The organism is Plantibacter sp. M259 (assembly GCF_006065115.1).
Lineage (GTDB): Bacteria > Actinomycetota > Actinomycetes > Actinomycetales > Microbacteriaceae > Plantibacter > Plantibacter auratus.
Genome location: NZ_CP040750.1, coordinates 629,179 through 650,597, shown reverse-complemented (window position 1 = coordinate 650,597; position 21,419 = coordinate 629,179). Strand labels below are relative to the sequence as shown.

General features: G+C 69.2%; 19 protein-coding genes and 2 pseudogenes. 8 read left to right on the top strand and 13 right to left on the bottom strand.

Annotated elements, in window-relative coordinates; all coding sequences use genetic code 11:
• Positions 1-40: 40 nt before the first annotated feature.
• Positions 41-1,309: an ammonium transporter gene (locus FGL15_RS02945; protein ID WP_079706939.1), complete on the bottom strand. Its 1,269-nt coding sequence runs from the start codon at positions 1,307-1,309 to the stop codon at positions 41-43.
• A 178-nt stretch (positions 1,310-1,487) separates the two neighbouring features.
• Between FGL15_RS02945 and FGL15_RS02940 the strand changes: the two genes are divergently transcribed.
• Positions 1,488-1,799 (top strand): GNAT family N-acetyltransferase, encoded by a 312-nt coding sequence (locus FGL15_RS02940; protein ID WP_079706940.1) that lies wholly within the window; start codon positions 1,488-1,490, stop codon positions 1,797-1,799.
• A gap of 7 nt (positions 1,800-1,806) precedes the next feature.
• Here FGL15_RS02940 and FGL15_RS02935 read toward each other — a convergent pair whose 3' ends face one another.
• The gene (locus FGL15_RS02935) at positions 1,807-3,150 is read right to left on the bottom strand and encodes a BNR-4 repeat-containing protein (RefSeq protein ID WP_138944882.1); all 1,344 of its coding nucleotides are present in this window, start codon (positions 3,148-3,150) and stop codon (positions 1,807-1,809) included.
• 187 nt (positions 3,151-3,337) lie between these two features.
• Here FGL15_RS02935 and FGL15_RS02930 point away from each other — a divergent pair, with 187 nt between their 5' ends.
• A complete protein-coding gene (locus FGL15_RS02930) occupies positions 3,338-3,868 on the top strand; it encodes a DUF805 domain-containing protein (protein WP_138944881.1) in 531 nt (176 codons plus the stop codon).
• 186 nt (positions 3,869-4,054) lie between these two features.
• On the opposite strand, the gene FGL15_RS02925 is transcribed toward FGL15_RS02930, so the two are convergent.
• A complete protein-coding gene (locus FGL15_RS02925; RefSeq protein ID WP_138944880.1) occupies positions 4,055-5,326 on the bottom strand; it encodes an HNH endonuclease signature motif containing protein in 1,272 nt (423 codons plus the stop codon).
• Positions 5,327-5,657: 331 nt separating this feature from the next.
• On the opposite strand from FGL15_RS02925, the gene FGL15_RS02920 reads away from it, so the two are divergent.
• Positions 5,658-6,248, top strand: coding sequence for a DUF805 domain-containing protein (locus FGL15_RS02920; protein WP_138944879.1), 591 nt, complete (start codon positions 5,658-5,660; stop codon positions 6,246-6,248).
• A gap of 88 nt (positions 6,249-6,336) precedes the next feature.
• Here the strand turns inward: FGL15_RS02920 and FGL15_RS02915 are convergent, their stop codons facing one another.
• Positions 6,337-6,795 (bottom strand): VOC family protein, encoded by a 459-nt coding sequence (locus FGL15_RS02915; protein ID WP_138944878.1) that lies wholly within the window; start codon positions 6,793-6,795, stop codon positions 6,337-6,339.
• A 98-nt stretch (positions 6,796-6,893) separates the two neighbouring features.
• Between FGL15_RS02915 and FGL15_RS02910 the strand changes: the two genes are divergently transcribed.
• Entirely contained in the window at positions 6,894-7,901 is a 1,008-nt protein-coding gene (locus FGL15_RS02910; protein WP_138944877.1) for a YafY family protein, read from the top strand.
• Here the strand turns inward: FGL15_RS02910 and FGL15_RS02905 are convergent.
• The 8 genes and pseudogenes from FGL15_RS02905 to FGL15_RS02870 all read right to left on the bottom strand — a co-directional run bounded on the left by FGL15_RS02905 (position 7,855) and on the right by FGL15_RS02870 (position 17,423).
• Positions 7,855-8,442, bottom strand: a complete 588-nt coding sequence (locus FGL15_RS02905; protein WP_138944876.1) for a DUF1349 domain-containing protein — start codon at positions 8,440-8,442, stop codon at positions 7,855-7,857. The two genes, FGL15_RS02910 and FGL15_RS02905, sit on opposite strands and share 47 nt — an antisense overlap.
• 35 nt (positions 8,443-8,477) lie before the next feature.
• Positions 8,478-10,055, bottom strand: a complete 1,578-nt coding sequence (locus tag FGL15_RS02900; RefSeq protein WP_138944875.1) for a glycoside hydrolase family 32 protein — start codon at positions 10,053-10,055, stop codon at positions 8,478-8,480.
• Positions 10,056-10,137: 82 nt separating this feature from the next.
• Positions 10,138-11,529, bottom strand: a pseudogene (locus FGL15_RS02895) (glycoside hydrolase family 32 protein); the annotation flags it as partial.
• 61 nt (positions 11,530-11,590) lie between these two features.
• Positions 11,591-12,567: pseudogene (locus FGL15_RS02890) on the bottom strand (LacI family DNA-binding transcriptional regulator).
• 59 nt (positions 12,568-12,626) lie between these two features.
• The gene (locus FGL15_RS02885) at positions 12,627-13,541 is read right to left on the bottom strand and encodes a carbohydrate ABC transporter permease (RefSeq protein WP_138944873.1); all 915 of its coding nucleotides are present in this window, start codon (positions 13,539-13,541) and stop codon (positions 12,627-12,629) included.
• On the bottom strand, positions 13,538-14,419 hold the full coding sequence (locus tag FGL15_RS02880) for a carbohydrate ABC transporter permease (protein WP_138947179.1): 882 nt from the start codon (positions 14,417-14,419) through the stop codon (positions 13,538-13,540). The genes FGL15_RS02885 and FGL15_RS02880 overlap by 4 nt, the downstream gene beginning before the upstream one ends.
• A gap of 70 nt (positions 14,420-14,489) precedes the next feature.
• Positions 14,490-15,851, bottom strand: a complete 1,362-nt coding sequence (locus tag FGL15_RS02875; protein ID WP_369821894.1) for an ABC transporter substrate-binding protein — start codon at positions 15,849-15,851, stop codon at positions 14,490-14,492.
• An 81-nt stretch (positions 15,852-15,932) separates the two neighbouring features.
• Positions 15,933-17,423, bottom strand: coding sequence for a glycoside hydrolase family 32 protein (locus FGL15_RS02870; RefSeq protein ID WP_138944872.1), 1,491 nt, complete (start codon positions 17,421-17,423; stop codon positions 15,933-15,935).
• 139 nt (positions 17,424-17,562) lie between these two features.
• On the opposite strand from FGL15_RS02870, the gene FGL15_RS02865 reads away from it, so the two are divergent.
• From FGL15_RS02865 to FGL15_RS02850, 4 genes are all read left to right on the top strand, one after another.
• The gene (locus FGL15_RS02865) at positions 17,563-17,838 is read left to right on the top strand and encodes a hypothetical protein (protein ID WP_079706952.1); all 276 of its coding nucleotides are present in this window, start codon (positions 17,563-17,565) and stop codon (positions 17,836-17,838) included.
• A 135-nt stretch (positions 17,839-17,973) separates the two neighbouring features.
• The gene (locus FGL15_RS02860) at positions 17,974-18,957 is read left to right on the top strand and encodes an intradiol ring-cleavage dioxygenase (RefSeq protein WP_138944871.1); all 984 of its coding nucleotides are present in this window, start codon (positions 17,974-17,976) and stop codon (positions 18,955-18,957) included.
• Positions 18,958-19,013: 56 nt separating this feature from the next.
• Complete coding sequence (locus tag FGL15_RS02855; RefSeq protein ID WP_138944870.1) at positions 19,014-19,193, top strand: twin-arginine translocase TatA/TatE family subunit; 180 nt, start codon at positions 19,014-19,016, stop codon at positions 19,191-19,193.
• A gap of 15 nt (positions 19,194-19,208) precedes the next feature.
• Complete coding sequence (locus FGL15_RS02850) at positions 19,209-19,694, top strand: Sec-independent protein translocase TatB (protein WP_205858673.1); 486 nt, start codon at positions 19,209-19,211, stop codon at positions 19,692-19,694.
• Here the strand turns inward: FGL15_RS02850 and FGL15_RS02845 are convergent.
• The gene (locus FGL15_RS02845; RefSeq protein WP_192018437.1) at positions 19,675-21,261 is read right to left on the bottom strand and encodes an MFS transporter; all 1,587 of its coding nucleotides are present in this window, start codon (positions 21,259-21,261) and stop codon (positions 19,675-19,677) included. The two genes, FGL15_RS02850 and FGL15_RS02845, sit on opposite strands and share 20 nt — an antisense overlap.
• Between the last annotated feature and the right edge of the window lie 158 nt (positions 21,262-21,419).

Below are 21,419 nucleotides of genomic sequence, written 5' to 3'. Positions count from 1 at the left end.
CTCGTCGGGTCGGGTCGGGCAGGTCGTTCAGGCCGGTGGATCAGGCCTTGGTGTCGACCAGGACGTACCCCTCTTCACCGTGGACCACGGTGTCGATGCCGGCGATCTCGTCCTCGTTCTTCACGCGGAAGCCGATCGTCTTCTCGATCGCGAAGCCGATGATGAAGGCGAGCACGAAGGAGTAGATGAGGACGGCGAACGCGGCGATCGCCTGGACGAGCAGCTGCGAAGCGTCACCACCCATGAAGAGGCCGGTGCCGTTGGCGAAGAAGCCGAGGTACAGGGTGCCGATGAGGCCACCGACGAGGTGGATGCCCACGACGTCGAGCGAGTCGTCGAAGCCGAGCTTGAACTTCAGCTCGATGGCGAGGGCGCAGACGACACCGGCGACGAGGCCGAGGACGATCGCCCAGATCGGGTGCAGCGAACCGCACGCCGGGGTGATCGCGACGAGACCGGCGACGGCTCCCGATGCGGCACCGACGGAGGTCGGCTTGCCGTCCTTGATCTTCTCGACGACGAGCCAGGCGAGCAGAGCTGCTGCCGGGGCTGCGATGGTGTTGACGAACACGAGTGCCGCGGTGCCGTCGGCAGCCAGTTCCGAACCGGCGTTGAAGCCGAACCAGCCGAACCAGAGCAGACCGGCGCCGAGGAGGACGAACGGCGGGTTGTGGGGGACGTGGACGCCCTTCTTGAACCCGACGCGGCGGCCGAGGACCAGCGCGAGGGCGAGGGCTGCAGCACCGGCGTTGATGTGGACCGCGGTGCCACCGGCGAAGTCGATGACGCCGACGCCGAAGACGTCCTGCAGGCCGTGCGTGATCCAACCACCGTAGGCGAAGCTGCCGTCGTCGGCGAGGCCGAAGTTGAACACCCAGCTCGCGACCGGGAAGTAGACGACGGTCGCCCAGATGCCGGCGAAGATCATCCAGGAGCCGAACTTCGCGCGGTCGGCGATGGCGCCGGAGACGAGGGCGACGGTGATGATCGCGAAGGTGGCCTGGAAGGCGACGAAGGCGAGTGGCGGGTAGGCCGCTCCCTCGGGCGTCTCGAGGGCGGCGGTCAGACCGATGTTCCCGGTGTCGATCGCCCAGGGGGCGACGGTGCCTTCGGAGCCGGGGAACGCGATCGCGTACCCGTAGAGCACCCAGAGGACGCCGATGAGGCCGAGTGCGCCGAAGCTCATCATCATCATGCTGATGACGCTCTTCGCCTTGACCAGGCCGCCGTAGAAGAACGCGAGCCCTGGTGTCATGAGCAGCACGAGTGCCGCTGATATCAGGATGAACGCTGTGTTTCCTTGATCCATTCGAGGTGCCTCTCCGCAGGGACGCGGCTGGAGCGCGTCGGGTGCGCCCAGCGTGACACCGGCGTGTTTCCGATGGCCTGTGCGCGTGTTTCCGGCACGTTGCGGAATCGGCCGCTGCGTAAACAGCACATGACGGAGCGCTCGACGTACAGTGGGGGACGAACGGAAGGGAGCCCCGATGTCGACATCGAGCACACCCGAGGACGGCCCGCAGGTCGTCCGCAACGACGAGCGTCACGAGTACGAGATCCTCGTGGGGGAGCGCGTCGCCGGGATCGCCGGGTACCGGGAGGAACCGGGTCGCATCCTCTTCACCCACACCGAGATCGATCCGGACTTCGGTGGGCAGGGGCTCGGCAGCGTCCTCGCCGCCGCGGCGCTCGACGATGCGGTCGAGCGAGGCCTGACGATCGTGCCGTACTGCCCCTTCATCCAGGCCTACCTCCGCAAGCACCCGGACTTCAGCGGCGAGGTGTCCTGGCCCGAGTGACCGGTCGTCACTCGGCGCGCGGCAGCCGGAGCAGGACGGCCTCGCACCGGTAGTCCTGCGAGCTCGCCATGTCCCCGCGGAACCACAGGAGCGAGACGGTCGAGGGGTCACCGGGTGCGACGATCGGTCGCAGGTTGTCGACGTCCGAGCCCTCGGTGACCGGTGTCCAGGTCCAGGTCGCCCCGTCGTCGTCGGTACGACCGTGGAAGATCTCGTGGTGGGCGAGCGGTCGGTCATCTCGGGGGTCGACCGGCGTCGAGACGTAGAGCGAGTCGAGGTCGTCCGGGTCGATCGCGGCGAGGCCGGTGTAGTCCTGCTCGTGCGGGAGGAGGCCGGGGCCGGCGAGGGCGAGTGGGTGTACCTGCCAGGAGCCGCCGGGCGTGAGGCGGGCGAACAGGAACCGATGGTCCAGGACGGGCCGGAGGCGTTCGGTCGCCTCGTCCGGATGCGCTGGTCCGTCGTCGGCGCGGGCGGAGACCACGGCGGCCACGGTGCCGTCGGGGGCTCGTCGCACGTCGACGGTCCAGCAGTGGGAGAGGAGGTCGCCGGCCCAGCTGCCGCCGTCGGGCATTCGTGACCCGGCGGCGACGAGGGTGGTGAGCTCGACCTGCGAGGGTGCGTCGCCACGCAACGGATGCGGGTCGACGACCGCACCGTCGGTTCGGTGGAGCCCGTCGGCGTCGAGGAAGCCGTGGTAGACGCTGTTGTCGTAGTCGCGCGGGTGGTGGTCGGTGGTGATGAGGTCGATGCGCCCGGGGGAGGAGACGTAGCGCGTGTAGCCGTTGACGTAACCGACCTTCGGCCGGGTGAACAGCTTGCCGATGTAGCTCCAGGTGTCGCCGTCGTCGTCCGACACGAGCGCGCACTGGTCGTCGTTGACGGCGCGGGCGAAGCAGTACAGGCGGCCGTCGAGTTCGTGGAGGTTCGAGTAGGTCACGCCGAGTCCGCCGGTGTGGGCGCTCCAGTCGAACGTGTGCTCGGGCCCCCAGCGACGCGGGTCGTGTGGTTCGCTGATGCGCCAGCGGGTGAGGTCGTCGGTCTTGTGGCGGGTGTACATCGCGAGCCAGCGCCCGTCGCGCCGCCGCCAGAGGGCCGGGACGTCGTGGTCGTCGGACTCGAGGCGTTCGTGCAGGACGACGACGTCGGCGGTGCCGGTGCTGAGGTCGACGACGGTGACCTCGACGTTGCCGCCGCGCTGCTCGCCGTCGATGCCGCCCGTTGACGCGATCGAGCCGACGACGAGGAGGTTCGAGACCGGATCGACGAGTGCGCGCTCATCCTGGAACCAGCACCAGGCGGCGTTGTCGTTGACGACGATCGGCGTGGTGGAGGTGTCGTGTCGGCGCAGCATCGCGACCTTCCGGGTGGGGTTCCGGACGAGGCTACCGGTGCGGAGGCCTGCTCGGCAAGCGCTTTCCGATCACGTGATCATCCTCGCGGAGTCATGACGGCGGTACCTGGAGGAACCGGCTCGGAACATCCGCTTTTCACATGTTACATTTGAGTATCGATGAGAAATACATGACCCGAGGGGAATCATGAGTAGCGACAGCTCCCTGGGGTGCGCGTCCGCCCCGTCCGGCGGGAGGTCGGCGGTGAAGCCGCCCGTACCTGCGGCTGGTGTCCTGCCGAGCCCTGCTCTTCCGCTCCCCGGGGCGACGATGTCGGCGGCCGTTGGCCGGTTCTTCCGTCAGTACACGACCTTCTCCGGTCGCGCCTCGAGGAGCGAGTACTGGTGGACCGTATTGTTCCTCGTCTTGGTCTGGCTCATACCGACGGTGTTGTTCGGTCCAGGGCTGGCGATCGCTGGGATCGCGGCTATGCAGCGCGAGCCGGTGGTCGACGATGGGTCTCGACTGCTGAGCGCCGCCCTGGTCATCGTCGGTCTCCTCGTGGCCGTCACGGTCCTGCCTAGTCTGGCTATGCTCTGGCGGCGCCTGCATGACGCCGGCTTCCCCGGTCCGCTCTTCTTCCTCTCGGCGATCCCGTTGATCGGCTGCATCGTCGTGTTCGTCCTCGTGCTGATGCCGTCGAGGCCGTCTGGACGGCGGTTCGATCGAAGGCGCTGACGCGGAGCTGCGCGGGGCGTTCCGTTCCTGCTGTCCGTCGTCCGGTCGCTGCGTGTGTCGACGTGGTCGCTGAGCCTGTCGAAGTGTCCACGAGGACGCCCCATCGTTCCGGGTGTACGTTTCCCGGTCACTGAGCCTGTCGAAGTGCCCACGGGGGACACTTCGATCTGAGGACGCCGAGGCTGGTCAGAACGGCGCGGGATCCGGTTCCGTCCGATGATGCTTCCCGTCGGGCGTCGTCCACTTGAGCACCCCGCCGGGCCCGTGGTCGAGGTTCCACCCCGGGAGGTGCTTCATCCGATGGTGATGTCGACACAGGCAGGCGAGATTGCCCACATCCGTCGTCCCGCCGTCCTCCCACGCGACCGAATGATCGAGATCGCAGGCCCGGGCTCGTCTCCCGCAGCCAGGTGCGCGACAGGTGCCGTCCCGAAGGCGCACCGCGCGCTGGAGGTCTGCCGGGACCCGGTATTGATTGCGCCCGACGGAGAGTACCGCGCCGGTTTCGGGCTGGACGAGGATCCGGGTGAAGCTCGGCGCGTTCACTGCGATACGTGCGGCGGTCTCCGGGTCGATCGGACCGTAGCCGTCGAGGGTGGCCGGGGCGTCAGAAACGCCGGCCATGGCGAGCGCCGGCACGGTGATCTGCACCGTGGGCACGATGTGCTCCTGGACCTCGATCGGGTGCGGAAGGACCGGGCTCGACATGACGTCTTCCGGAGTCACGCCGGTGAGGGCGAGTGCTGCGAGGGCGTCGGCCTGGAGTTGTGCGCAGGTGCGGGTGTCGCCGGCATTGCGCGACCCGGCCGCTGCGGCTTCGACGCGCTCGATGATGCCCTGCGCGATGGGTGCGGTCGTGAACAGGTGCACCCACGCCATGCCGTCGGCGGCCGGTTCGAACTCGACGCGGCGGTCCGCTTCGGAGCGGACCGCGCGGGCGGTGATGGACTCGGGGTGGAGTCGCTCGCGCAGCACGCGGGCGCGGCTCTTGAGCCCGGCGGCGGTCATGCGCTCCGCCACGGGGAGGACTGCTTGGAGGAACGCTGCCCGCCCAGCAGCAGGGACGTCGCAGAGCTGATCGGTGATCACCTGCGCATGCCGCGCCGAGATCCGGCCGGCCTCCAGCGACGCCAGCACGGCCGGCGCGTCGTTCACGAGGCGCTCGGCGTCGTTCGTCGCCCGCTGGATCGTCCGTTCCGGCGTGCGAGTCGCCATCGCAAGGGCTGCACAGGTGGACCGGCGGGAGAGGCCCTGACGTTCGGCCGGCGGGAAGATCGCCGGGACCGTGGCGTCGGCGAACGCATCGGCGTAGGCGGCGGAGCGGGCGAGGAGGCGCGCTTTCTTCGCGTCCAGGGCAGCCTGCTGCCGGTGGAGCTCCGCCCACTCGTCCGAGAACTCCGCCAGCTGCGCGGCGTACTCGTCGCCAGCGCAGATCGCGGCGGCAGTGGCCTCGGTCATTGGACAAGTCCACCATGGACCACTGACATTCCAGATGGCGAGTGGTCCCGGTTGTGGAAGTCCCTCGTGCACCCTTCGACAAGCTCAGGGACCGGGAGAAGACCACCAGAGCAGGAGGTCCCTCGTGGGCCCTTCGACAGGCTCAGGGACCGGGAGAGGTCCGCCGGATTCGTGGGATGCGCCGTGTGCCCTTCGACAGGCTCAGGGACCGGACGAGGTTGCCCGGGACCGATGGGGCCATGCCTGAAATCGGTCGGTCGTGCAAGTCGTTCTGGCGTGGTCATGTGTTATGCCAGGATCTCAGCAACGTGTACCTCGATCGAAAGACACCATGAGTTCCAACACCACTCCTGAATACCCCGCGACGCCGACGTACGGGCAGCCGTACGCCCCCGCGCCGATCCGCGGCGCCGCCCCACCGGACGACCTGACGCTCCCGCTGTACGGGGCGACCTTCCCGCAGGCCATCAAGCGCTACCTCCGCAAGTACGCGACCTTCACCGGCCGCGCCTCGCGGAGCGAATACTGGTGGGCCACGCTGTTCGTCTTCCTCGTCGCGCTCATCCCGAACGCCCTCCTGTTCACGGGCGTCGCGATCGGGGCGTCGTCGGCTGCCGCGCAGCGCGAGGCCGTCGTGTTCGACAGCAGCACCGGTTCGCGTACCTACTACACCCAGCCCGGCATCCTCGAGATCCCCGGAGCCGCTCCGCTGATCCTGACGGGCGTCGTGCTCCTCGGCCTCATCGGGCTGGCGACCATCGTCCCGAACCTGGCCCTCGCCTGGCGCCGCTTGCACGACGCCAACTTCCCCGGCCCGTTCTACTTCCTCTCGCTCATCCCCTCGATCGGCGGCCTCATCCTGTTCGTCCTCTTCCTCCTTCCCTCGAAGCCTGAGGGGCAGCGGTTCGACAGGGTGCGCTGAGTCGCAACCTGACGACCGGAACGGGCCGGTGGACGCAATCGTCCGCACCGGCCCGTTCTCCGTCCGCTCCAGGACGTGAGCGGACGCCTCAGTTGGCCGCCGACACATCGAGCACCCACGTGACGCCGAACCGGTCGGTCACCATGCCGAAACCGGGGCTCCAGGCCGACGCGGCGAGCTGCTCGACGACCGACCCTCCGACGACGAGTCGGTCCCAGAACGTTTCGACCTCCGCGAGCGTCTCGCCGCGCACCGCGACGAAGCAGGACTGCTCGGTGACGGTCGTCCCGTGTTCACGGCGGGTCGATCCGGCACCGATCAGCGAACCCGCCGTGGAACCGGGGCTGTCGTACGCCATCACCCGGAAGCCGTCCTCGGATTCGACCTGACCGAACACGACCAGCTCGGCGCCCGGGGCGTCCTTCGGCATTCCGAAGTCACTGTAGCTCGCGATCGTCGTCCGCCCGCCGAAGACGGACTGGTAGAACTCCAGCGCAGCGCGGGCGTCGCCCTGGAAGTTGAGGTGGGTCGTGGTCGTGATGCTCATGCGTGCTCCTCGGTTCGTGCCGGGCTCCTCCCGGTCGAGCACCACTGTCCCAGGCATCTAGGACAGATCGTGTCCTGTACTCGGACTACGCTCGCACCATGGCCTCGCCGACCTCCCGACTCCTGCAGTTGCTCTCGCTCCTGCAGGCGCGGCGCGACTGGCCGGGGGCCCTGCTCGCCGACCGGCTGGACGTCAGCCATCGCACGATCCGCCGCGACGTCGACCGGCTCCGCGAGATGGGGTATCGCATCGAGGCCACGATGGGGCCGGACGGCGGGTACCACCTCGACGCCGGGAGCGAACTCCCGCCACTGCTCTTCGACGACGAGCAGATCGTCGCGCTCACCATCGCCCTCCAGACCGCAGCCGTCGCGGGATCCGGATTCGAGGAGCCCGCGCTCCGAGCGTTGACGACCGTGCGGCAGGTCCTGCCGTCGCGGCTGCGTCATCGACTCGACGCGCTCGACGTCACCTCGGTGCCCCGCTCAGGCGACGGACCGACCCCGCAGGTGGCCGTGCCGGTCCTCCTCGCGTTGTCCGCAGCCATCCGCGCGCGGGAAGTGCTCCGCTTCGGGCGATCCGACGATGATCCGGAACCCCCTCGACGCGTCGAACCGCACCACCTGGTCACCTCCCAGGGGCGCTGGTATCTCGTGGCCTGGGATCTCGACCGCGACGACTGGCGGATCTTCCGCGCCGACCGGATCGTGCCGAGGACGCCGACCGGACCGCGATTCCGTCCGCGCCAGGTGCCGGGTGGAGACGTCCAGGCGTTCGTGGCGGCGAGGTTCAAGGGATCCGAGCAGACCGACGCGTGGCCGTGTGTCGGCACCGTCGTGCTCCACCTGCCGTTCGATGCGGTCCGACCGTTCATGGGCGACGGCACCGCCGAGCCCCTCGGCCCGGACCGCACGCGTTACACCGCCGGTGCTTGGTCGTGGGTGGCGCTCGCCGCCTCCGTGAACCGCTTCGACACCGACGTCGACGTCGTCGAGCCGCCTGAACTCGCCGCCGCGTTCGCGCAGCTCGCGGAGCGCAATGCCGCGACCGTGCAGACCGTCAGCCGTGGAGCGCGTCGTCCGGCGGACCGAGACGGACGGCGGTGAACCGCACGGTGAGGCCGGCGCGAGTCGGGGCCGCGCAGAAGAGCCCCGCCTCGACGTCGGTCTCCGGGTCGAGGTGGGCGACGCGGACCAGCCGCCAGGCTTCGCCATCCACCCGGGCACGCACGGTCACGGCGTCGCCGTCTCGGCTCGCGCGCACGGTGACCGTTCGTCCGAGCCAGTCCGGGACCGGTGCCACCGACCAGTCGGAGGTGCCGTGCGTGACGACAGCACCGAGCTGGGCGACCCCGTCGGACACCTCGACCCCGGCCTTGATCCACGTCGTTTCGGACACGCGGAGGAACACGCCGGCCTGATCGAACTGCTCGGAGCCGTCGAGGACGAACGACACCTCGATCGCCGCTCGTCGCTGCATCGGCGCGATCAGCGCGTGCTCCGTGTCGTGGACGAAACCGTAGGAGGTGTGCCGCCAGGCGTCGCTGCCCTCGACGGCGGTGACGAGCAGGGAACCGTCCGGCTCCGTCGTCACCGCCGCAGGGGCCGTCGTCCAACGTCCGTGCTCGGCGAGGTTCTGGAGATCCATCCGTCCATCCTGACGTATGGATGCGGGAGCTTGCCTCAGATCGCCGTGCCGAACTCGCGGATCGTGATCCCCGAGGCGGTCAGCGGCCCGCCATCGGTGTAGAGCGAGATCCCCGTGTCGCCCTCGGCGAAGTGCACCTGCTGCGAGACGACGGTGTGACCGGCGTTGACGAAGACCTCGACGCTCTGCGTGTCGACGAAGACCCGCAGATGGACCGAGCGCGCAGCCGCGTCGATCGGCGCTGCGGCCCGGGTGTACGGCTGCAGCGAGAAGCCGGCCAGGTCGGACGGTGCACGATCGACGTAGAGCTCGGCCCCGGCCTTCCCGATGTTGGTGTGGCGGGAGCCGTCCGCCGACCGCCCGACGGAGAGACCGACGTTGGTCGCGGTGTCCCAGGTGAGGTCGAGCTCGATCTCGTACGCCCGGCCGCTCCAGGGCAGGACGGCGCTCCCGGTGACCGTCTGGTCCGGGAGGGAGACGGTGGAGGTCGCATACCCGGCGAGGGCGTCCACGGGTGAGCTGAGCAGGCTGTACCGACCACCGGACTGCGCCTCGAGTCGCAGCTCCCGGACGACGGAGTTCTGGCCGTTGTAGCCGTCCGAGGCGTCGGTGGGGACGTCGCGGGCCGCGTACTTCCAGTTGTTCATCCACGCGATCGCCAGCCGGCGGTCGTCGGGCGACTCCGCCTTCGGCCAGGTGACGGCGGCGTACCAGTCCCAGCCCCAGTCCAGCCACTGCGGGGTGAGGTCGTCGGCGATGAACCGCGTGCCGTCCCAGGTGCCCGTCCAGTAGGCGTAGGTCATGGGCAGGCCGATCGAGTAGGCGTCCATGCTGGCGCCCAAGACCCAGTGCCAGCTGCCGTCACCCGCTCGCATCTGGAAGAGGTCCGGGCATTCGATGCCGCCGAGGTCGTGGTTCGGGAAGTCGAAGTTGTGCTGCAACTGCCAGGTCGTGAGGTCGGGCGAAGTGTAGAAGGCCGCGTAGCGCGCCCGGCCGATGACGCACACCCATTCGTTCCTGGCCGCGTCCCAGTGGACCTTCGGGTCCCGGAACCACTCGGCGTTCTCGATCTCCGCCGTGGTCTGGGCAGCGCGTCCGTCGGTGTTCACGATCACGGGGTCGGGGAGCATCGTGAACGTGAAGCCGCCGTCCGTCGACCAGTAGAGGTACTGCTCCTGGTACTTCCGGACACCGTCCGTGGGCTGCGTCGCGAGGGCGATGACCGCACCCGCACCGAACCCGGCGGTGTTCGCGGTGTCGACGACCGCGGATCCCGACCACACCGGGAAGTCCGGCTGCAACGGCATGACGGTCCCGTGGTGGGTGAAGGCGACGCCGTCGGTCGTCGTCGCGTGATCCCAACCGCCCGGGCCGTTGTTCTGGCCGGAGTGCAGGTAGTACAGCTGGTAGGCGCCGTTCGTGAACACCGGTCGTTGCGGGTCGCAGAGCCACCCCGACGGCGGCGTCATGTGGAACACCGATCGGAGGGACGCCTGCGCCTGGGTGGTGGTCGCGGCCTGGGCGGCGAGGGGCGTGCCGGCACTCGCGAACAGGGCGAGCGCCCCGAGGCCGGCGCCCTGGAGGACGGTCCGGCGGGAGAGGTCGTGCGTCATTGCTGTTCCTTTCGTCGGTGCCGCGGGCGCGCCGAAGGCACCCGTGGCGGGGATGGTGCTGGATCGTGCGGTGGAGGAATGCTCAGGCGAGCGCGTGCACCTGGTCGGTGGCGGGCGCCCGGTCGAGGACGATGACGGCGACCGAGACGGGACTGGCGCGTTCGCTCGCGAGGGTCAGCGTCGGTCGTCCGCTCCCGAGGAGGACGAGGTCGGAGACGGTGGCGAGACCGCCGTCGACGAACAGCTCGAGCAGCGGGCCGTCGAGGCTGAGGAGGAGCCGCGCCGTACGGTCGCCGGCGAGCGGGACGATGCTCGTGGAGGCGAAGTCGGGGTGCACCGTGTCCATGGCACCGCCCGACCGGGTGACCGCGAGTGACGCCGCCGCCGGGTCGTGGGCGATGAGGACCGCCCCGTCGGTGTCGGCCGTCAGCCGGAGCCGCAGCTCACCGGTGATCGACGGATCCCAGTGCAGCTCGACCACGCCGTCGCCCTCGAGCGCCAGGTCGACGGCGTCCGAGGACAGGACGACGGTCGTCGGTTCGATCGCGGCGAGTCGTTCCCTGACGAAGGCCGGCGGCTCTTGCACGAGTCGCGGCTCGCCGTCGACCGTGGTCAAGGACAGGCGTCTGGGGAGCGACATCGCGCCCCGCCACGGTGAGGCGGGGAGGTCGGCCGCGTAGCGCCAATTGCCCATCCAGCCGAGGATCACCGCTTCGCCGTCCGGAGCGCCGTCGAACCCGACCGCCGCGTAGAAGTCCCGACCGTGGTCGAGTCGCTGCAGCTCGGCCCGCTCAGGCGTGAACACCGTGCCGTCGAAGTCGCCGAGGAGATAGCTCATCGATGACCCGTCCGGGTCCTGCGCATCGCCGACCGGGTTGGTGCTGAGGAGCAGGACCCACCGGACCTCGTCCGGGCGGCCGTCGACCGCGAGCGGGATGAGGTCGGGGCACTCCCACACGACGCCGGTGGGACCGAACGGACCGACGGTGCTGACGAGCTCCCAGGTGCGGAGGTCGGTGGAGGAGTACACGAGCACCTGACGCTCCACGGCTTCCACCGTGAGCATGATCCAGCGGAAACCCGCGGCGTCCTCGTATCGGATGATCTTCGGGTCACGGAAGGCGTGCGAGCCGCGGTCGAGGATCGGGTTCTCCGGGTCGCGCTGCCAGGTGAGCCCGTCGTCGTCACTGGTCGCCCGCGACTGCGCCTGCCGACCGTCGGTGAACACGCTCGTGTAGTACGCCGTGAGGCGTCCGTCGGGACCTGCGGCGACCACGGATCCCGAGTACACCTGCTCCTCGGCGGTGTACCGCAGGGCGACCGGATGCTCGTCCCAGTGCTGCAGGTCGATGCTCGAAGCATGGCCCCAGCTCATGTTGCCCCAGTCGCCACCCTCCGGGTTGTACTGGAAGAAGGCGTGCCACCGCCTGCGGTGGAAGACCAGCCCGTTCGGGTCGTTCATCCAGTTCCGCTCGGGCGTCAGGTGGAAGCCGGGCCGTGGAAGGGCGTGCTGCTCGTCGTGCATGGTCGCGCCCTCAGACGGAGTGCCGCGTGACGGCCGGGCAGGCGATGAGCTGCGGCCCGGCGGGCAGCGCGGCGTCGAGACCGAGCAGCCGACGGACACCGGCCGCCCCGAGCTCGTAGTGGGGGAGGGCGACCGTCGACAGCGGCGGCCGGAGGTGGGCGGCGATGACGTCCTGGTTGTCGAAGCCCATGACGGCCATGTCGTCGGGGATCCGCAGTCCGCGTTCCCGCAGCCCGTCGTAGAGTCCCATCGCCACGCGGTCGTTGTGGCAGAAGACCGCAGTGGCGCCCGAGTCGACGACCTCGGCGGTCGCCGCGTATCCGCCCTCCTGCTCCGGTGAGGCCGGGAACACGAGAGTGTCGTCGAACGCCACCCCCGCCGCCTGCAGCGCCGATCGGTATCCGGCGAGCCGGCCGGTCTGTGCCGGTGAGGGGTTGTCGTGTTGACGAACGCGATGCGTCGGTGACCGGCCGCGAGCAGCGCCTCGGTCGCGGTCCGCCCGCCCTGCTCCTCGTCGGGGACGACGGCCGGGAGCCCGCTGCCCGCGGCGTAGCAGTCCACGAGCACCGTGTCGGTCTGGAGGAGTGCCTCCGGCACGGTGATCTCGTGGTGGAACCAGGTGGAGTAGAGGATCCCGCGGACCTGGTGCTCGAGCATCATCGCGATCGCCTCCTCCTCGGCGGCCGTGTTGCCGTCGGTGTTGGCGACGAGCAGGACGTAGCCGTGGCGCCACGCCTCGTCCTGGGCGCCGTGGATGATCTGGCCGGCGAACGGGGTCGTCGCGATCGCGTCGGCGACGAGGCCGATGAACCGGGAGTGCCCCTGCGACAGCGTCTTCGCGAGGGCGTTCGGCCGGTAGCCGAGCTCCGCCACCGCCTCGTGCACCCGACGCTTGGCGTCCTCGCCGATCCGCGACCCCGGCTTGTCGTTGACGACGTGCGAGACGGTCGCCACGGAGACGCCGGCGGCCTTCGCGACGTCGCGCATCGTGATGCCCGAGGTGTTCTTCGGGTGGTCCGCGCCGGGCTTCGGCTGGTCGGTGCTGCTCATCCCTTGGTCGCTCCGCTCTCGAGGCCGCTGATCATCGCTTTGTTCAACACGAGGAACACCAGCAGCAGCGGTGTGACCGTGACGCAGACGGCGGCGAACGTCGCCGTCCAATCAGTGTTCCCCATCGCCCCGATGTAGTTCTGCAGGCCGAGCGGGATGGTCTTCAATCCGTCGGAGAGCACGAAGGTGTTCGCGAAGATGAAGTCGTTCCAGATGAAGATGCTGTTGACGAGCACGACGGTGATGATCGTGTTGACCGAGAGCGGGAAGGTGATCTGGCCGAAGATCCGGTACGGACCAGCCCCGTCGAGCGACGCGGCCTCGTACATTTCCCGCGGGATGTACTCGTAGAACGAGGAGAACAGGTAGACGGCCATCGGCAGGGCGAACGCCGCCAGCGGGATGATCATCGACAGGTGGGTGTCGAGCAGGCCGACCTGCGAGTAGTCGATGAACAGGGGGACGAGCGCGATCTGCACGGGCACGATGATGCCGAGGAGGAACAGGCCGCGGACGAGCCCGCTGAACCGGAACCCGAGGACCTGGAGCGCGTACGCCGCCATCATGCCGGCGATGACGATCAGGGCGCTCGACCCGAGGGTGACGATCAGGCTGTTGACGATGTTCAGCCCGAGGTTGCCGGTGGAGAACGCCCGCGCGTAGTTGTCGAGCGTCCACTCGGACGGCAGCGCGAAGGGGTTGCCGCCGGCGAAGTCCGCCGCCGTCCGGAAGCTCGTGAGCAGCAACCAGACGAGGGGGTAGACCTGGACGAGCACGATCGCGACGACGGTCACGGTGAGGATCGTCCGCTGCACCCGCACGCGCGGGGTGTGCCGGGGTTTCCGCTTCGGTGCCTGTGCCGCCGGGGGCGCGACGTGTTCGGTCGGCCGGGCGGGGAGGGTGGCGGTCATGACTGGTCCTTCCGTCGGAGCAGCAGGAAGATGAGGCCGACGGCGACGAGACACTCGACGACGATGAACATGGAGATCGCGCTGGCGTAGCCGTAGTCCGTGTGGACGAACGCCGTCTTGTACATGTACGTGGTCAGCAGCTCGGACGACTGACCGGGCCCGCCGTTCGTCAGCAGGTACGGGATGTCGAAGCCGCGGAGGGCGAAGGTCGTCGCCATGACCGTCGTCGTTATCCACACCGGCCGGATGTACGGGAAGCGGATCCGCCAGAAGATCTGCCACCAGGAGGCGCCGTCCAGCCGAGCGGCCTCCTCGAGGTCGCGGGGCACGGCCATGAGGGCGGCGTAGATGATGAGCATGTACAGGCCGGTGAACCGCCAGCCCTCCGGGATCGACACGGCCGCGAGGACCGTCTGCACGTTCGACAGCCAGGCCGTCTGAAGGTCGCCGAGGCCGACCCACGCGAGCAGCTGGTTGATCAGCCCGACCGGTTCGAGCGCGTACAGCCGCTGGAACAGGATGGCGATCGCGACCGTCGAGATGACGGCTGGCAGGAGGTACAGCGTCTTGACGAGTTCGCGGGCCCGGGGGAGGGCGGTGAGCAGCCCGGCGACGAGGAGCGCGCCGCCGAGCTGGAGCACCAGGCAGATCGCGAGGTAGCCGAGGGCGTTGCCGAAGGAGGTCCAGAAGACGTCGTCCCGGGTGAGCATCTTGACGTAGTTGTCGAGTCCGACGAACGCCATGTCCGTGATGCCATCCCACGAGAAGAGGCTGAGGAACAGCGACTGCACGATCGGCAGGAGCACCGCCACACCGTAGAGGACGAGCGGCGGCACGAGGAACACGAGCACCGACAGGGTCGACCGGCGGGGCAGCATCGACGTGGACATCGGCTTCCGCCGCCGCGGTGGGCGGGCCGGTGCCGCGCCCACCGCGCTCTGGGTGAGCTCAGTCATCGACGTTCTCCGTGAGGGCCGCGTCCATCGTCGTGATGAACTCGTCCGGCGTGATGTCGCCCTGCACGAGCAGGGTCAGTTCCTGCTGGAGTCGGGTGTTCGTGGCCGGGTCGAGCTGGGTGTCCCAGGGCATCGCGATCGCCGGTCCGACGCCGTCCGCCTGCGCCACAGAGCTCGCGTACAGCTCGGTCGCGTTCGCGGGGACGGTGGTCTGCGCGGAGGTCGTCGGAGACAGGGCGCCCGTCGCCGCGTAGAGCTCCGGGTAGCGCTCGAGGGCGAACGCGAGGAAGTCGCGCACGAGCGGGTCGTACGTCTTCGCGTTCACCGCCATGCCGATGCCGGACGGGGTGACGTACTCGTTGTCGGCAGTGACGGCACCGTCGATGGTCGGCAGCGTGAAGGTGCCGACCGCGTCACGGACGCCGGGGTCGAGCGCATCCGTCGCGAGGTTCGAGAGCTCCCAGGTGCCGATGTTGTAGACCGCGGCCTTCCCCGAGGTGAAGAGCGCCTGCGCGTCCGCGTAACCGGTCGAGGAGAAGCCCTCCTGGAAGCAGCCGGCCTGCCCGAGGTCGTACAGCCACTCGGCTGCGGCCTTCCCTGCCGGGTCGGAGAAGGAGGCCTTCCCGGCCTTCAGGTCCTGGATGTACTCGGGACCCGCCATCCGGAACGGGTAGTAGGCCATGTATCGTTCGAGCGGCCACTGGTCCTGACCGTCGAGCGCGATCGGGGTGACGCCCTTGGCGCGGAGCGCCTTGCACATGGCGGGGAAGTCGTCGAGCGTGGCCGGGACGGTGACACCGGCGTCCTCGAGCAGGGAGCGGTTGTACCAGAAGAACTCCAGCTGGAACTCGAACGGCACCATGTACAGCGAGCCGTCGTCGAACCGCTGGTAGTTGAGCGCCGCCTCGCGGTAGGAGTCGGCGAGACCGAGGTCCTCGAGGAGCAGGTCGACGTCGACCATCCGGCCCTGCTTCGCGAGCTTCTGCGCGAACGGGGTCGCGTCGGTGTCGAAGAGCTCGGGGAGCTTGTTCGCGGCCGCGAGGGTCTCGTACTTCTGGATGTACGACGGGCGGTCGGGCGTCGTGATGAGGTTCAGCGAGAAGCCGGGGTGGTCCTTCGCGTACTCGTCGGCGATCTGCTCCATCGCGGTGATCACCCCGCCGTCGGCCGGGCGGGAGAGCAGCCACGAGATCTCGCGGGGGACGATGTCGCCCTTCGGGTCGACGTCGGTCGGGTCCGTGGCGCTCGATCCGCCGGCGCAGCCGGAGAGGGCGAGTGCTGCAGCGGCGACGAGCGCCACGAAGGCGGTGCCGCGGGTGGGGCGCATGGTGCGGGGGCGTGCGGTGGTTGGCATGGTCGGAATCTCCGTTGATCGATCACAGGTGGGTGCGGGTGTGCGGGTGGTGGTGCAGCAGGGCGGAGCGTGGTGTCGGGATCAGGACGTGGTGCTGGTGAGGAGTCGGTGTGACGGGGAGTCGTCGTCGGAGTCGCCGCCGTCGCGTTCCAGGAGCGTGCACGCCTCGACGGTGACGGCCCCTTCACCGACGAAGACGCCGACGCGACCGGTCGGTCGGTCGTAGAGGCGCGTGCTGAGGACGACCGCGTCGTCGACGGTCGCGACGCACAGGTCGCCGTCGACGATCACCTCGAGCTCGTGCAAGCCGGGGGCGAGGCGGCAGGGGCGTTCGAGTTCGACGACGAACGGGACGTCGCCCGAGATCTGCCACTGCTCCGTGCCGGTGCTGGAGCGGGGCCAGCGGTCGAACACGAGGCGGTCGCGCTTCGGCTCCAGGCGCAGGACGTAGCCCTCGTCGCCGTCGTCGCTCGCCCGGAGGAGGACGCCGCACTCGGTCGTGCCGGGGGCGATGTCGAACCGGGCGACCAGCCGGAAGGAACTCGGCGCGTCCACGGCCGACAGGGCGTCGGCGTACCCGTCGGGGGCGCTCAGGACCGTGCCCGGGGCGATGACGGCGTCCGTCTGCTCCTCGGCGGGTCCGAACGTCTCACGCAGTTCGACTGGCGGGTGGAAGGCGAGGGTGCCGTCGGCACGCTGCTCCGCTTCGAGGACCGACATGGTGCCGGCCCACTGCCAGGCGCCCGCGTCGTGGGCCCCCTCGCGGGAGGCGATCCAGCCGAAGAAGAACCGGCGTCCGTCGCGGGCGGCGGACTTCGCCGCGTAGTAGGCGCGTCCGTCGAGCGTGTCGTGCTCGGGGACGAGCCAGGGTCCGTGCAGGGTGCGCGACATCCGGTAGCGCGTCGTGAACGACTCACTGAACTCGGAGTACACGAGGTACCACCAGTCGCCCCACTGGAAGACCTCGGGGCACTCGTGGGCGATGTAGCGGCGCGGGTCCCAGAACGGCTCGACGGGTTCCCAGGTCGAGAGGTCCGTGGAGGTGCACTGGGCGATGACGCCGCGACGCCGTTCCGGGCCGTGCGCGTGTCGGGCGGTGATGAGCATCCGCCAGACGGCCGCGTCCTCGTCCCAGAAGACGAAGGGGTCCCGCCAGTCGGCGGTCTCGTACCCTGCGGTGGCGCCGAAGGTGTCGGCCTCCCGGCGCTCCCAGGTGCGCATGTCGTCGGTGCTGACGGCGTGCATGACGAGTTGCAGCGCCAGACCGTCGGCACCGCGGCGCTCCGGGTGCTGACCCGTGTAGAAGACGTGGTGGACGCCGTCGGGACCCCGGACGATGCTCCCCGTGTAGACGTTGAAGTCCGGCGCGGACGGTCCGCCCGACGCCAGTGCCTCGCCGAGCTCGTCGAAGTCGACGAGGTTGCGGGTGGTCACGCGATGCCACGGCATGCCGATCTTGGGCACGCGACGCGACTCGTGCAGGTAGAGGAGGTGGAAGACCCCGTCCTCTTGCCAGGGGATGACGTCTCCGACCCATGCGCCGTTCGGCTGGTGGAACCCTCGTTGGTTCATGACGTCCTCTGCGGTGAGTGGTTAATCGGTTACGCAGTTACCGTAGCGGGACGCCGAGAAGGTGGTCAAGCGGTTAAGCAAAGTTAAGCAGCTCGATCGTCGACTTGCCTCACGCGACATTCGAACGTATGTTCGACACATGACCCGCCCGCGTCCGATCCGGCTCGACCACGACACGTGGCTCGTGATGCGGAACGACCCGGTGATCCCGAAGGCGGTCATCGAACGGCGCCGCGATCGGGGTGGTGCCGACGCGTACTTCGTCATCGCCTGGGACATCGATCCGCTCAAGCGGGTGTTGATGAGTGTGCAACCGAGCCTGGAACGCGCCGACGCCCTCGTGCGATACGACGTCCCGCGCACCACCTCCGACCGCGACGGACCGCCCAACGGGCTCAAGGCCACCCCGCGCTGATCAGCAGGCTCGACAATCGCCCAGCAGACCCATCGACGACGTATGGACGGCTCATAGGGAGTCCATAGCCGGCACGCCGATGCTCGTCTCACGACCGATCGAGACCACCGATCGCAGATGAAGGCGAGGCGCACCATGAGCAGGATCCCGACACCCGAGACCACCCCGGACGGCCCGGCCTACGAGGGCCGCTTGCTCGACCGGGCCGACGAGGAGGTCGTCGACCAGGGCGTGGCGTTCGACCTCGGAACCCTCGTCAGCCGGCGCACGGTGCTGAGCCTCGTCGGCGCCGGGGTCGGGGCCGTCGCGCTCGCCGCCTGCTCCACCGGGGCGTCCGGCAGCAGCAGCACGAGCACCGGCGCTGCGAGTTCTGGCACGAGTACCGCGACGGCGACCGGCGACCTCCCATCGGGCGAGATCCCCGACGAGACCGCTGGCCCCTACCCGGGCGACGGCTCGAACGGAGCTGACGTGCTCGAGGAGTCCGGCATCGTCCGCAGCGACATCCGGTCGAGTATCGGGTCCGGCACAACCGCGAGCGGGGTCCCCATGGCCCTCTCGCTCACCATCCTCGACATGGCGAACGGTGACGCCCCGTTCGCCGACGTCGCCGTCTACGTCTGGCACTGCGACGCGTCGGGCGGCTACTCGATGTACTCGGACGGGATCGAGGACGAGACCTACCTCCGCGGCGTCCAGGTCGCCGACAGCTCGGGGACCGTCTCGTACACCTCGATCTTCCCGGCCTGCTACTCGGGCCGGTGGCCGCACATCCACTTCGAGGTGTACCCCACGGTGAACGACATCTCCGACTCCGCGAACGCGATCGCGACCTCCCAGGTCGCCCTCCCGCAGGCGGCGTGCGACACCGTCTACGCGCTGTCGGGCTACGACGGTTCGAGCGCGAACCTGGCCCAGGTGAGTCTCGACGACGACAACGTCTTCGGCGACGACGGCGGCGCCCTGCAGCTCGCCACGGTGACGGGCGACGCGACCTCCGGATACCAGGTGGCGCTCACCGTCCGGGTCGACACCACGACGACGCCGACTGCCGGTGCCGCTCCGTCCGGCGGTGGCGGGGCTGGCGGCGGCGGAGGAACGCCGCCGAGCGGACGCTGACCGCGGCACCTCCACGCACCTCTGTCCTGACCCGCATCGACCCGAAAGGACCCGTCATGGGACTCCTCCAGAACCTCACCGGCTGGCACGCCCTCATCGTGCTCGCCGTCATCCTGCTGTTCTTCGGCGCCGCGAAGCTCCCGAGCCTCGCCCGCAGCGTCGGGCAGTCGGCACGCATCCTGAAGGACGAGGTGTCGGCCGACACCGACACCCGCGCCGACACCCCTGCCGCCTGATCATCGGAGCGCATCGTGTTCGGACTCACCATGGACAAGCTGATCGTCATCGGGATCCTCGCGGCCGTGCTCATCGGCCCGAAACAGTTGCCGGTGTACGCCGAGCGACTCGGGGTGCTCGTCCGCACCGTCCGTGACCTCGTCGCGACGACCAAGGCGCGAGCCGCCGAGGAACTGGGCCCCGAGTTCGACCCGACCGAGTGGAAACGCCTCGACCCTCGACAGTTCGATCCCCGACGGATCATCCAGGAGGCGCTCGTCGAGGAGCGTGGGTCGGTCGCGCAACTCCAGCCGTCGACGACGTCGGAGGTGCAGGTGGAGCCGACCGTGCCGGCTGCCCCGGCGAAGCCGGTCGCGAGCGGCGGCTGGCAGGCCGCGCTCCTCGAGCGGGTCGGACGCGACGGGGCGGATGCGCACCGCGCACCCGCCCCGATCGTGATCACCGAACGCGCCGTCCTCGACGAACGCGTCGACGAATCGCCTAGCCGGCGGGCGTCGTGACGCGTCCGTCCTGGCCGTCCGCCGCGGCACCGGTGGTCGACGCGGGCGGCAGGATGTCGAGTGGCATCGTGTGGGTGTCGATGAGCGGGTTGTCGTCCTGCCCCTTGACGAGTTCCACCGCCTCGGCCTTCGTCTCGACCGTCGGCACCGAGCCGATGAGCGGACGACGAGCCGTCTCCCGCATCGTGAGCACGCCGACGCCCGCCACCGCCGCGAAGAACATGATGTAGAACGCGGGCATGAAGGTGTTGCCGGTGAGCTGGATGAGGAACTCGCTGAACAATGGCGTCGTGCCGCCGAAGAGCGAGACCGACAGGTTGTAGGCGATCGCCATGGCACCGAAGCGGGACGCCGTCGGGAAGAACGCCGGCAGCGAGGCTGCAGACGGTCCCGCCCACAGCGCGACCGGGGCGGCCACCATGAAGAGAGCGATGAAGATGGCCCAGATCTCACCGATCTGCATGACCGCGAACGCCGGCACCATGAGGGCGAGAGTTGCACCGACGGCCATGAGGTAGACGGGCTTGCGGCCGAGCTTGTCGGACATCCGGCCGACGAGCGGCAGACAGGCGGACATGATGAGCAGGACCGGGATGGTCGCGACCGCCGCCGTCAGGTTGGAGACGCCGACGTCCTTCTCGAGGTAGGTCGGCATGTAGCTCGTGAGCGCGTAGCCGGCGGTGTTCGTCGCGGCGACGATCGCCATCGCGATGAGGATCTGGCGCCAGAAGTGACGGAAGATCCCGAAGACACCCTGGCGGGCCATGGGGTCCTCGTGCTCGGACTCGATCCCACCGGCGGTCTCGGCGACCTCGTAGGCAGGAGTCTCGGGGATCTTGAGGCGGAACCACACCGCCACCGCACCGAGCGGCAGGGCGATGAGGAACGGGATGCGCCAACCGAACTCGGTCATCGCGTCGGGGCCGGCGAGGCCCTCCGCGATCAGCGTGGTGAGGGCGACGGTCCCGGCGCCGGCCGCGAAGCCGACGTAGGACCCGACGTCGAGCCAGGAGGCCCAGAACCCGCGGCGACGGTCGGGTGAGAACTCGGCGACGTAGGTGGAGGCGCCGGCGTACTCACCACCGGTCGAGAAGCCCTGGATCATCTTGAGGAGGTACAGCGGGGCGATGGCCCACAGCCCGATCTGGGCGGCGGTCGGCAACACGCCGATGAGGGCGGTCGCCGCGGCCATCATCGACATCGTGAGGAAGAGGATCTTCTTCCGGCCGATCTTGTCGCCGAGTGGTCCGAGCACGAGCCCGCCGAGCGGACGCACGAGGAACGACACGGCGAACCCGAACAGGGTGACGAGGATGCCGGCCTCAGGAGGGAGCCCTTCGGTGAAGACGACGGTCATCGTGACCGCGAGGTAGCCGTAGATGCCGAAGTCGAACCACTCCATGAAGTTGCCGACGACGGTGCCCGAGATGGCGGTGCGGATGCGCGACCGCTTCACGACGAGGACGTCGTCGACGCGGAGGCGTCTGGTCTTACGGGCCGGCTTCCGGCCGGTTTTGGGGGAGGGGGATGCGGGGGACGATGATGCCGCGTTGTCGCTGGAGTTCACAAGCAGTACTCGTTTCCTGACAGTCGTGTTGAATCATTCGGCACTCGCGTAATCGCTCAGTGCCCGAGAAATGCCGGAGGATCGCCATGCTGCACTGGCACGGAGCTCGGGGGAGCTGCACGTCGGGTGGCGGGTCGTTCTCGGGGAGAACGCGTCCT